Below are 11,305 nucleotides of genomic sequence, written 5' to 3' on the forward strand. Positions count from 1 at the left end.
GGAGAGTTAATCTCCCGACATGGCAACCGTCGTCTCTCTCGAAGGCAAGCGCAAGGCGCCCAGCCTCGATCCGCTATTGGCCCTCTGCGCCGACGACATGGGGCGGGTCGATCGCGAGATCTTCGCGCGCATGCGCTCGCAGGTCCCGCTGATCCCCGAACTCGCCAACCATCTGGTCGGCGCTGGCGGCAAGCGCATGCGTCCGCTGCTGACCGTCGCGGCGGCGCGGCTGTGCAGCTACAGCGAAGCCAGCGATCGCCACATCAAGCTCGCGACCTGCGTCGAGTTCATCCATTCCGCCACGCTTCTCCATGACGATGTCGTCGATGTGAGCGCGCTGCGCCGCGGCAAGCCGACCGCCAACACGGTGTACGGCGACAAGGCTTCGGTGCTGGTCGGCGACTTCCTGTTCACGCGTGCCTTCGAGCTGATGGTCGAAGTCGGCTCGCTCGACATCCTGGGCGTGCTGTCGAACGCCTCCTCGACGATTGCCGAGGGCGAGGTGCTGCAGCTCGTCAGCCAGCGCGACATCAGCACGCCCGAGGCGACCTATCTCGAGATCATCAAGGCCAAGACCGCCAAGCTGTTTGCCGCGGCGGCCGAGGTCGGCGCCATGGTGGCCGGCCGCAATGGACCCGAGCGCGTGGCGCTGCAGAGCTTCGGCATGAACCTCGGCATCGCCTTCCAGCTCGTGGACGATGCGCTCGATTACTCCGGCCGCGAGGCCAAGCTCGGCAAGTCGGTCGGCGACGATTTCCGCGAAGGCAAGATCACCCTGCCGGTGATCCTCGCGTTCCTGCGCGGCGGCGCCGTCGATCGCGAATTCTGGAAGCGTACCCTCGAGAAGCTCGACCAGCGCGAAGGCGATCTCGAACAGGCGCACAGCCTGATCGAGCGTCATGGCGCGCTGTCCGACACCTTGGAGCGCGCCCGGCACTACGGCGCCATGGCGCGCGATGCGCTTGGGCTGTTCCCGAGCTCGCCGCTCAAGTCGGCGCTGCTCGAGGCGGTCGACTTCGCCATCGACCGCGCCCATTAGGCATCGGGCGCTGCGATGGCTGCCAAGCACGTCCTCGCCATCGACCAGGGCACCACCAGCACTCGCGCCATCGTCTTCGATGATGGTGGCCGCCCGGTCGCCTCGGCGCAGAAGGAACTGCCGCAGATCTTTCCCAAGCCGGGCTGGGTCGAGCACGATCCGGAGGAGATCTGGTCGGCGACGGTAGAAGTCTGTCGCGGCGCGCTCGCGAAGGCCAAGATCGATGCGAAGGCATTGGCCGGCATCGGCATCACCAACCAGCGCGAGACCACGGTCGTGTGGGATCGCGCCACCGGCAAGCCGATCCACAATGCCATCGTCTGGCAGGATCGCCGCACCGCCGACCGTTGCGCGGCGTTGAAGAAGGACGGCCACGAGAAGCTCTTCACCGATCGCACCGGGCTTCTTCTCGATCCGTATTTTTCCGGCACCAAGATCGCGTGGATCCTCGATCATGTCGCCGGCGCCCGCGCCGCGGCCGAGAAGGGCGCGCTCGCCGCCGGCACCATCGAATGCTTCCTGCTGTGGCGCCTGACCGGCGGCAAGGTGCACGCAAGCGACGCCACCAATGCCAGCCGCTCGCTGCTGCTCGACATCCGTAAAGGTGCCTGGGACGCCGAGCTGATGAAGATCCTGGGCGTGCCAGCCTCAATGCTGCCCAAGGTCGTGGACTGCTCGGGCGAGCTGGGCGTCGCCGACGAGAACATCCTCGGCGCGCCGGTGCCTATCCTCGGCATGGCCGGCGACCAGCAGGCCGCGACCGTGGGCCAGGCCTGCATCAAGCCCGGCATGGTGAAGGCGACCTATGGTACGGGCTGCTTCGCGCTGCTCAACACCGGCAGCATCGCCGTGCATTCCCGCCATCGGCTGCTCACCACCATCGCCTATCAGCTCGACGGACGGCGCACCTATGCGCTCGAAGGCAGCATCTTCATTGCGGGCGCCGCCGTGCAATGGCTGCGCGACGGGCTGAAGCTGATCGAGAAATCCTCCGACGTCGAGAAGGTCGCCGCCGGCGCCAAGGAAGGCCATGGCGTCTACATGGTGCCGGCCTTCGTGGGGCTGGGCGCCCCGCATTGGGACCCCGAGGCGCGCGCCGCGATCCTGGGCCTCACGCGCGATTCCGGCCCCGGCGAGATCGCCGCCGCCACGCTCGATTCGGTCTGCTACCAGACCCGCGACCTCTTGGAGGCGATGCGCGGCGATGGCGCCCAGATCGACGAACTCCGGGTCGATGGCGGCATGGTGGTGAACGATCCGCTGATGCAGCGGCTGGCCGACACGGTCGGCACGCCGGTCGAGCGGCCGGAAGTGACCGAAACCACGGCGCTGGGTGCCGCCTTCCTGGCGGGCCTGAAGGCCGGCCTGTGGCCCTCGCTGGAGGCCCTGTCCAAGACCTGGGTGCTCGACCGGGCGTTCAAACCGGCCGAGGACTCCGCCTCGCGCGACCGCCGTTATGCCGGCTGGAAGGACGCGGTCCGCCGGGTGCGCAGTTCCTGATTGCTGCTAGGCGGCACGGCCATTAGGTTGCGCCCGCCATGAAGACCCGCGCAAATCCCGTCTATTGCAGTATCGACACGATCGATCTTGCCCACGCCACCAAGCTCATCCAGAGCGTCGCCGGGGGGCCCAAACCGGCCGTCGGCGGTATCAAGCTCGGGCTGGAGTTCTTCCTGGCCCACGGCGCGCCGGGCGTGCGCTATGCCTTTCCGACACCGGTCCGGGCAACCGGCGTGGGCTTCTTTCTCGATCTCAAGCTGCACGACATTCCCAACACGGTGGCGGGCGGCATCCGCGCGGTGGTCGAGCTGGCCCCGACCTTCATCACGATCCACGCGAGCGGTGGCCGCGAGATGATGAAGGCGGCGGTGGAAGAGGCGGCGGCGCAGGCGGCCAAGCAGAACGTCGCGCGGCCGAAGCTGCTCGGCGTCACGGTGCTGACCTCGCTCGACCGCTCCGATCTCGAAGCGACTGGCGTCAATGCCGATCCGTCGGACCAGGTGCTGCGTCTGGCAGCGCTGGCGCATGAAAGCGGCCTCGACGGCGTGATCTGCTCGCCGCACGAGATCGCCGCACTGCGCAAGCAATGCGGCCCCGACTTCACCCTGATGGTGCCCGGCATCCGTCCCGTCGGTGCGGCCGCCAACGACCAGAAGCGCGCGATGACGCCGCGCCAGGCGGTCGACCTCGGCGCCTCCAATCTCGTCGTCGGCCGGCCGATCTATCAGGCAGCCGATCCGCGCGCCGCCGCCGAAGCGATCGCGCGCGAGGCCGGCGTCAACGACCTATGAGCGTCGAGGCCAAGATCTGCGGGCTGTCGACGCCGGAGACGGTCGATGCCGCGGTCGAGGCCGGTGCCGGCTTCGTGGGCTTCGTCACCTTTCCGCGTTCGCCGCGCCATATCGAATCGCTCGACCTGCTGAAGTCGCTGAGTGCGCGCGTGCCGTCGACAGTGATTCGCGTCGGCCTGTTCGTCGATCCCGATGACGCGCTGATCGATGCGCGGCTGGCGACCGGCGCGATCGACATGCTGCAGCTTCACGGCAGCGAAACGCCCGCGCGGTTGGCTGAGCTCAAGGCGCGCACGGGCAAGCCGGTGATGAAAGCGATCAAGGTCGCGGCACCCGCCGATGTCGATCGCGGCATTGCGACCTATGCCGGTGTCGCCGATCGCCTGATGTTCGATGCGGCCGAGGGTACCTTGCCGGGCGGCAATGCGACGGCGTTCGACTGGACGATCCTGTCGGGCCGCACTGTGCCGGTGCCGTGGTTCCTCGCAGGCGGCCTCACGCCGGTCAATGTTGCGGAGGCCGTGCGCGTGACGGGCGCGCCCGCGGTCGACGTTTCTTCTGGCGTGGAAGCGACGCGCGGTGTGAAATCCATCGAATTGATTCGCGCCTTCATCGGCGCGGTGAAAGCGTTGTAAGGAGCAGGCGGCATGAAGATCGAAGAGCGGCTCAAGGAACTCGGCATCGAACTCCCCGAGGCGACCACGCCGATGGGCAGCTACGTCAATGCCGTGCGCGCCGGCAACCTGCTCTTCATGGCGGGCAAGGGACCGGGTCATCCGGGTAAGCCGCTGCCGGTCGGCAAGGTCGGGCGCGACTTCTCGCTCGAACAGGCAAATCGCCTCGCGCGCGACGTCGGCCTCAGCATCCTCGCCGCCCTCCGGGCCGAACTCGGCGACCTCGACCGCGTCAAGCGCATCGTCAAGGTGCTCGGGATGGTTAACGCCACGTCGGAATACGGCAGCCATCCGGAAGTCATCAACGGCTGCTCCGATCTCTTCGTCGAAGTGTTCGGCGAGAAGGGCCGTCACGCCCGCTCGGCGGTCGGCATGGGCTCGCTGCCGCGCGGCATCCCGGTCGAGATCGAGGTAATCGTCGAGATCGAGGACGACGCCCCGCCGCCGCGCGCCGCTGCTGCAGCCAAGCCGGCGGCCAAGTCAGCCGCCAAGCCCAAGGCCGCGGCTCCCAAGCCGAAGGCAGCCCCCAAGGCAAAAGCGGTCAAGAAGAAGAAAATCTAGGGCTTTTGACCGAACCCTGCCGGGACTGCTAAGCCGGCCAGTCCCGACAGGAAGAGCAATGCCCAGCACACCCAACAGTTTCCGCAGCGGCCCCGACGAGCGTGGGCATTTCGGCATTTTCGGTGGCCGCTATGTCGCCGAAACCCTGATGCCGCTGATCCTCGATCTCGAGAAGGCCTACAACGAGGCCAAGGTCGATCCGCAGTTCCAGGGTGAGCTGAAGTATCTGCTGACTCAGTATGCCGGCCGGCCGAGCCCGCTCTATTTCGCCAAGCGCCTGACCGAAAAGCTGGGCGGCGCGAAAATCTACATGAAGCGCGACGAGCTGAACCACACGGGCAGCCACAAGATCAACAACGTGCTGGGCCAGGTGCTGCTCGCCAAGCGCATGGGCAAGACCCGCGTGATCGCCGAGACCGGCGCGGGCCAGCACGGCGTCGCCACGGCCACGGCCTGCGCGCTGTTCGACATTCCCTGCGTCGTGTTCATGGGTTCGGTCGACGTCAGCCGCCAGGCGCCGAACGTGGCGCGCATGAAGATGTTGGGCGCCGAGGTGCGACCGGTGACGGCCGGCGCCTCGACCTTGAAGGACGCGATGAACGAGGCGCTGCGCGACTGGGTCGCGACCTGCGAGAACACCTTCTACTGCATCGGCACGGTGGCCGGTCCGCATCCCTATCCGGCGATGGTCCGCGACTTCCAGTGCGTGATCGGCGACGAAGTGCGCAAGCAGATGATGGAGGCCGAGGGCCGGCTTCCCGACACGCTGGTCGCCTGCATCGGCGGCGGCTCGAACGCGATGGGTCTGTTCCATCCCTTCCTCGACGATCCGACCGTGCGCATCCTGGGCGTCGAGGCGGCGGGCCGCGGTCTCGATACCGAGGAGCATGCCGCATCGCTGACCGGTGGTCGCCCCGGCGTGCTGCACGGCAATCGCACCTATCTGTTGCAGGACAAGGAAGGCCAGATCATCGAGGCACACTCGATTTCGGCCGGCCTCGACTATCCGGGCATCGGACCCGAGCATTCGTGGCTGAAGGAAATGGGCCGCGTCGAATACGTCTCGGCGACCGACGACGAGGCGGTCGAGGCGTTCCAGCTCCTGTGCAAGCTCGAGGGCATCATTCCCGCGCTCGAATCCTCGCACGCCGTCGCCTTTGCCGCGAAGCTCGCGCCGACCCTGCCGAAGGACAATCTCCTCGTGCTCAACCTCTCGGGTCGCGGCGACAAGGACGTCCCGCAGATCGCCGAGCGCCTCGGGATGAAGATCTGACCATGAGCCGTATCGAGAAGCGTTTCGCCCAGCTCAAGGCCGACAAGCGCGCCGGGCTCGTGACCTACATCACCGCCGGCGATCCCGACGCCGAGATCAGCTACCAGATCCTGAAGGGCCTGCCGGGTGCCGGCGCCGATCTGATCGAGCTTGGCATGCCGTTCACCGATCCGATGGCCGACGGCCCGTCGATCCAGCTTGCGGGCCAGCGCGCGCTCAAGGCCGGCATGACGGTCGAGAAGACCTTCGACATGGTCCGCCGCTTCCGCAAGGAGACCGGCGACAACGACACGCCGATCCTGCTGATGGGCTACTACAATCTCGTCTACCAGCGCGGGCCGGAGAAGTTCTGCAAGGACGCGGCCGCGGCCGGCGTCGACGGCTTCATCCTGGTCGACCTGCCGCCCGAGGAAGCCGACGAGCTGAAGCCGCACGCGACGGCCAACGGCCTCGACACGGTGCTGCTGACCGCGCCGACCACCGACGATGCGCGCCTGCCGGCCGTGCTCAAGTTCGCCTCGGGCTTCGTCTACTTCGTCTCCGTGCTGGGCATCACCGGCACCAAGTCGGCGACGGAAGAGGCGGTGCGCACCCATGTCGAGCGCATCAAGCGCCACACCAAGCTGCCGGTGGGCGTGGGCTTCGGCATCCGCACGCCCGAGCAGGCGGCGGCCGTGGCGCGCCATGCCGATGCCGCCGTCGTCGGCACCGCCATCATCGACCACGTAAAGGCGGGTCTCGACGACAAGGGCAAGGCCAAGCCCGAACTGGTGCCGGGCGTCTTCGCCTACATCAAGGCATTGGCAGACGGCGTGCGCGGCGTCCGCAAGGCTTAGCTCTTGTCATCCTGAGCGTAGCGAAGGATCTCACGTCAGCGACGGAGTCCTTCGGTCGCTCCGTCAGGTCCTTCGCTGCGCTCAGGACGACAACTAAACGCTGACGGTCCTAATCCTCGAAATTGAGATCGGCGACGTAGGGGTTGGTCTTGCGTTCCCAGCCGAAGGTCGAGGTCTGGCCGTGGCCGGGGACGAAGGTGATGTCGTCGCCGAAGGGCCACAGGCGATGGCGGATCGAATCGAGGAGCTGCTCGTGGTTGCCGCGCGGAAAGTCGGTGCGGCCGATCGAGCCGCGGAACAGCACGTCGCCGACGAACGCGACCCGCGAGGGTTGGCTCACGAAAACCACGTGGCCCGGCGTGTGGCCGGGGCAGTGCACGACGTCGAGCGTGTTGTTGCCGAGGCTCACCGTCTCGCCATGCGTCAGCCAGCGGTCGGGCACGAACGGCTTGTAGACCGGGAAATTGTACTTCTTGCCGGAGTCGGGCAGGCCCTCGATCAGGAACAGGTCGTCCTCGTGCGGGCCCTCGATCTTGACGCCATAGTGCTCGGCCATGGTGCCGGCGGCCGAGGCATGGTCGACATGGCCGTGGGTCAGCAGGACCTTGGTGACCTTGATGCCCTGCTGGTCGATCGCCTGGCGCAGCATGTCGAAGTCGCCGCCGGGATCGACGGCGGTGCCCTCCATCGTCTCATCGCACCAGACGATGGAGCAGTTCTGCTGAAACGGGGTGACGGGGGCGATCATGACCTTGAGCATCCTTCCGATCTAATGCCTCCCGTGGACGGTTGGAAGGGCGTATGCTCCCGGTCCCTCCGGCATCGATGGCAATGAACGTGCGTCTTCTGCTGTGCATTCTGGGCCTGTTCGCCCTGTCGCTGGCCTCCGCGCAGGCCCAGATCGCCACCGTGGCGTCGCCCTCGGGGCCCGTTCCGGCTGGCCCCTATGTCGTGGTCGACGTGGCGACCGGCGAGGCGCTGATGGACCGCAATGCCGGGGCGCTCTGGTATCCCGCCTCGCTCACCAAGATGATGACCCTCTACATCGTCTTCGAGGAGCTGAAGGCCGGCCGCCTGCAACTCACCTCGACGCTGCCCTTTTCCGAGAATGCCCGGAACAAGCCGGCCTCCCATCTCGGCCTGGCGGCGGGGCGGAGCATCACGGTCGAGCAGGGCATTCAGGCTCTGGTCGCCCGGTCGGCCAACGACGTCGCCACGGCGTTCGGCGAGCTGCTGGCCGGCTCGGAGCCGGCCTTCGCCCAGCGCATGACCGACACCGCGAAGCGCCTGGGGATGACGGCGACCACCTTCCGCAACGCCAACGGCTGGCCCGATCCGGCGCAGACCACGACGGCGCGCGACATGGCGATGCTCGCCCTAGCGTTGATCAAGGACTTTCCGCAATATTACCCCTACTTCCGGACCAAGGAGTTCATGCTGGGCAACCAGAAGATCGGGCCCGGCATCAAGTTCCTCGATCTCTATGCGCCCTATGCCGACGGGCTGAAGACCGGCTTCATCTGCGCCTCAGGCTTCAACATCGTGGGCAGTGCGGTGCGCGACGGGCGGCGGCTGGTCGCCGTCGCTTTCGGCTTCCGTCGCGGCGACCTGCGCGACGAATTCCTGGTCCGCCTGTTCGACGAGGCCTTTGCGCTCAAGACCGGCGGCAACCGCCAGAAGGTCTGGCAGTTGCGCAACGGCGAGGGCGGGCCGACGACCGTGCTGCCCTACGGCGAATGCGGCGGCATCCGCTACGACATGCCGGGCGACGCGGTGTGGCTCGGCACGTTCGGCGACTGGCGGACGGCGAAGAATGCGTTCGACGTCGGACAGGCCAAGCTCGGGACGATGGGCGTCGCGCACCAGGGCAAGGAGTACATCCTGCCCGTGACGTCCAACAAAGTGACGAAACAGGCGGCCATCATCGCCGATCTCGAGCCCGAGGCGGCGCAGAGGCTGTGCGCCGACTACCAGGCCCGGAAATCCTTCTGCGTCGTGAAGAAACCTTCGGACTTCGTGGCGCCCTACGGCGCCTTCTGGCGCTGACCTTGGCCCGTCCCCCCATTCGTGCGATACCGCGCCCATGAACTGGCTGACCAATTTCGTCCGCCCCAAGCTGCGTGCGCTGGTCGCGCGCAAGGAAGCGCCGGACAATCTCTGGGTTAAGTGCCCGAAGTGCGAACAGATGCTGTTCACGCGCGACTGGGAGGCCAACCAGGAGGTCTGCAATCACTGCGGCCACCATATGCGGCTGCGGCCGCTGAAGCGGCTGCCGCACCTCTTCGACGAGGGCAAATACGAGCTGCACCCGCTGCCGCGCGTAAATGCCGATCCGCTGAAATTCCGCGACACCAAGCGCTATGACGCGCGCCTGAAGGAAGCCCAGGCCAAGGCCGAAGGCACGACCGACGCGCTGGTCGTGGCGAGCGGCCTGATGGGCAGCCGCCTGTCGATCGTGGCGCTGCTCGATTTCGGCTTCATGGGCGGCTCGATGGGCACGGCCGTGGGAGAGGGCCTGGTCATGGCGGCCGAGCTGGCGGTCGCGCGCAAGGCGCCGCTGATCGTGTTCTCGGCGTCGGGTGGCGCGCGCATGCAGGAGGGCATCCTCTCGCTGATGCAGCTCACGCGCACGACGATCGCGGTGCGCATGGTGAAGGAAGCGGGCCTGCCCTACATCGTGGTGCTGACCGATCCGACGACCGGCGGCGTCTCGGCCTCGTTCGCCATGCTGGGCGACGTCCACATCGCCGAGCCCGACGCCATCATCGGCTTTGCCGGACCGCGCGTGATCCAGGACACGATCCGCCAGGAGCTGCCGGCGGGTTTCCAGCGTTCGGAATACCTGCTGGATCACGGCATGGTCGATGCCGTCGTGCATCGCCACAAGCTGCGCGAGACCCTTATCCGCATGGTCTCGCTGTTCATGGATCCGCTGGTCGTCGAAAACCGCGCACTGGCGGTATCGTCTTCACGCTAAAGGAATTGCTGACGTGACCGCGAACGACCCGATCGTTCAGCGTCTGATGAGCCACCATCCGAGGGTCATCACCCTCGGCCTGGAGCGCATCGAACGCCTGCTCGTGCGCCTTGGATCTCCCGAAAAGAAGCTGCCGCCGCTGGTCCATGTCGCCGGCACCAACGGCAAGGGCTCGCTGGTCGCCTATCTGCGCGCCATGGCCGAGGCCGCGGGCTATCGCGTCCACGTCTACACCTCGCCGCATCTCGTGCGCTTCAACGAGCGCATCCGCATCGCCGGCGAGCTGATCGACGACGGCCTGCTCGACGAGATGCTGACCGAATGCGAGGAGGCCAACGGCGAAACGCCGATCTCCTTCTTCGACATCACCACGGCGCTGGCGTTCCTCGCCTTCTCGCGCGTGCCGGCCGATCTCGGCATCATCGAAGTCGGCATGGGCGGCCGCTTCGACAGCACCAACGTGGTCGAGCCCGCTTTGTCGGCCATCACGCCGGTCGGCTACGACCACACGGGCTTCCTGGGCGACAAGCTCGAAGGCATCGCCTGGGAGAAGGCCGGCATCATCAAGCGCGCGACGCCCGCCGTGATCGGCCGCCAGCGTGATGTCAGTGCACAGGTCATCGAGACCGAGGCGGCCAAGATGGCCGCCCCCCTGTTCCGCATGGGCCGCGAATGGCAGGTGACGCCGCAGGATTCCGGCTTCCGCTACGAAAGCGATCTTCTGACGCTCGACCTGCCCGCGCCTGCATTGATCGGGGCGCACCAGATCGACAATGCCGCGACCGCCGTCGCCTGCATCGAGCGGCTGCGGGCGGCGCGCTTCGAGATCGACGACACCGCGGTCCGCAAGGGCCTCTCGTCCGTGGAGTGGCCGGCGCGCCTGCAGCGTCTCACCAAGGGGCCGCTGCCGAACTCGCTGCCGGCCGGTTGCGAACTCTGGCTCGACGGCGGCCATAACGAGGATTGCGGCATCGTGCTCGGCCGCATGGCGGCGGAGTGGGCGAAGGAGCCGGCACCGCTGCCGCTCTATCTCGTCTTCGCGATGCAGACGACCAAGGACGCCTCGGGTTTCCTGCGGCCGCTGGCGCGCTACGCCACGGCGGCGCGCGCGATCCCGTTCCCCGAAGGACATGCTGCCTACACGCCGCAGGAAGCCTGCGCCCGCGCCGCCGACGTCGGGCTCGATTGCGCCCCCGCAAACGACATCGGCGCGGCGCTGGAAGACCTGTTGGCCACCCAGCCCGCGCCGATGCGCATTCTCATCTGCGGCTCGCTCTACGTTGCGGGCGAGGTCCTCGTCCGCAACGGCTAGCGGCCGTCAGCTCAAGCTTGTTCAGACGACGGTGTTGATCCAGCTCACCAGCTTCTGCTTCGGCTCGGCGCCGATCTTGGTGGCGGCGACCTGGCCGTTCTTGAACAGCAGCAGGGTCGGGATCGAACGGACGCCGTAGCGCGTCGGCGCCATCGGGTTCTCGTCGATGTTGATCTTCACGACCTTGAGCTTGCCATCCATCTCCTTGGAGATGTCTTCCAGCGACGGGCCGATCATGCGGCAGGGGCCGCACCATTCGGCCCAGAAGTCGACGAGGACGGGCGTGTCGGACTTCAGGACTTCCTGCTCGAAGGAAGCATCGGTTGCTTTAACGGTCATCGT

The 11,305-nt window shown here is 67.0% G+C and carries 12 protein-coding genes; 10 read left to right on the forward strand and 2 right to left on the reverse strand.

Annotated elements, in window-relative coordinates; genetic code table 11:
* The first annotated feature begins 19 nt into the window (after window positions 1–19).
* The 7 genes from AC1RP5_RS05765 to trpA are packed head-to-tail and all read left to right on the forward strand — an operon-like array spanning window position 20 to window position 6,674.
* Window positions 20–1,039, forward strand: coding sequence for a polyprenyl synthetase family protein (locus AC1RP5_RS05765; RefSeq protein WP_493109643.1), 1,020 nt, complete (start codon window positions 20–22; stop codon window positions 1,037–1,039).
* 15 nt (window positions 1,040–1,054) lie between these two features.
* On the forward strand, window positions 1,055–2,539 hold the full coding sequence (gene glpK / locus AC1RP5_RS05770; protein ID WP_493109644.1) for a glycerol kinase GlpK: 1,485 nt from the start codon (window positions 1,055–1,057) through the stop codon (window positions 2,537–2,539).
* Window positions 2,540–2,577: 38 nt separating this feature from the next.
* Window positions 2,578–3,330 (forward strand): orotidine-5'-phosphate decarboxylase, encoded by a 753-nt coding sequence (pyrF, locus tag AC1RP5_RS05775; RefSeq protein WP_493109645.1) that lies wholly within the window; start codon window positions 2,578–2,580, stop codon window positions 3,328–3,330.
* Window positions 3,327–3,965, forward strand: a complete 639-nt coding sequence (locus AC1RP5_RS05780) for a phosphoribosylanthranilate isomerase (protein WP_493109646.1) — start codon at window positions 3,327–3,329, stop codon at window positions 3,963–3,965. Before pyrF ends, AC1RP5_RS05780 begins: the two co-directional genes overlap by 4 nt.
* A gap of 12 nt (window positions 3,966–3,977) precedes the next feature.
* On the forward strand, window positions 3,978–4,565 hold the full coding sequence (locus AC1RP5_RS05785) for a RidA family protein (RefSeq protein ID WP_493109647.1): 588 nt from the start codon (window positions 3,978–3,980) through the stop codon (window positions 4,563–4,565).
* A gap of 58 nt (window positions 4,566–4,623) precedes the next feature.
* Complete coding sequence (gene trpB / locus AC1RP5_RS05790) at window positions 4,624–5,838, forward strand: tryptophan synthase subunit beta (RefSeq protein WP_493109648.1); 1,215 nt, start codon at window positions 4,624–4,626, stop codon at window positions 5,836–5,838.
* 2 nt (window positions 5,839–5,840) lie between these two features.
* On the forward strand, window positions 5,841–6,674 hold the full coding sequence (trpA, locus tag AC1RP5_RS05795; protein ID WP_493109649.1) for a tryptophan synthase subunit alpha: 834 nt from the start codon (window positions 5,841–5,843) through the stop codon (window positions 6,672–6,674).
* 109 nt (window positions 6,675–6,783) lie between these two features.
* On the opposite strand, the gene AC1RP5_RS05800 is transcribed toward trpA, so the two are convergent.
* Window positions 6,784–7,422: an MBL fold metallo-hydrolase gene (locus AC1RP5_RS05800; protein ID WP_493109650.1), complete on the reverse strand. Its 639-nt coding sequence runs from the start codon at window positions 7,420–7,422 to the stop codon at window positions 6,784–6,786.
* Window positions 7,423–7,505: 83 nt separating this feature from the next.
* On the opposite strand from AC1RP5_RS05800, the gene AC1RP5_RS05805 reads away from it, so the two are divergent.
* The 3 genes from AC1RP5_RS05805 to AC1RP5_RS05815 are packed head-to-tail and all read left to right on the forward strand — an operon-like array spanning window position 7,506 to window position 10,963.
* The gene (locus AC1RP5_RS05805; RefSeq protein WP_493109651.1) at window positions 7,506–8,720 is read left to right on the forward strand and encodes a D-alanyl-D-alanine carboxypeptidase family protein; all 1,215 of its coding nucleotides are present in this window, start codon (window positions 7,506–7,508) and stop codon (window positions 8,718–8,720) included.
* A 37-nt stretch (window positions 8,721–8,757) separates the two neighbouring features.
* Complete coding sequence (gene accD, locus AC1RP5_RS05810) at window positions 8,758–9,651, forward strand: acetyl-CoA carboxylase, carboxyltransferase subunit beta (protein ID WP_493109652.1); 894 nt, start codon at window positions 8,758–8,760, stop codon at window positions 9,649–9,651.
* Window positions 9,652–9,664: 13 nt separating this feature from the next.
* Window positions 9,665–10,963 (forward strand): bifunctional folylpolyglutamate synthase/dihydrofolate synthase, encoded by a 1,299-nt coding sequence (locus AC1RP5_RS05815; protein WP_493109653.1) that lies wholly within the window; start codon window positions 9,665–9,667, stop codon window positions 10,961–10,963.
* Window positions 10,964–10,984: 21 nt separating this feature from the next.
* Here the strand turns inward: AC1RP5_RS05815 and trxA are convergent, their stop codons facing one another.
* The gene (trxA, locus tag AC1RP5_RS05820) at window positions 10,985–11,302 is read right to left on the reverse strand and encodes a thioredoxin (protein WP_230550834.1); all 318 of its coding nucleotides are present in this window, start codon (window positions 11,300–11,302) and stop codon (window positions 10,985–10,987) included.
* Between the last annotated feature and the right edge of the window lie 3 nt (window positions 11,303–11,305).

The sequence above is a fragment of the Reyranella sp. GW821-FHT12G01 genome (assembly GCF_058806575.1).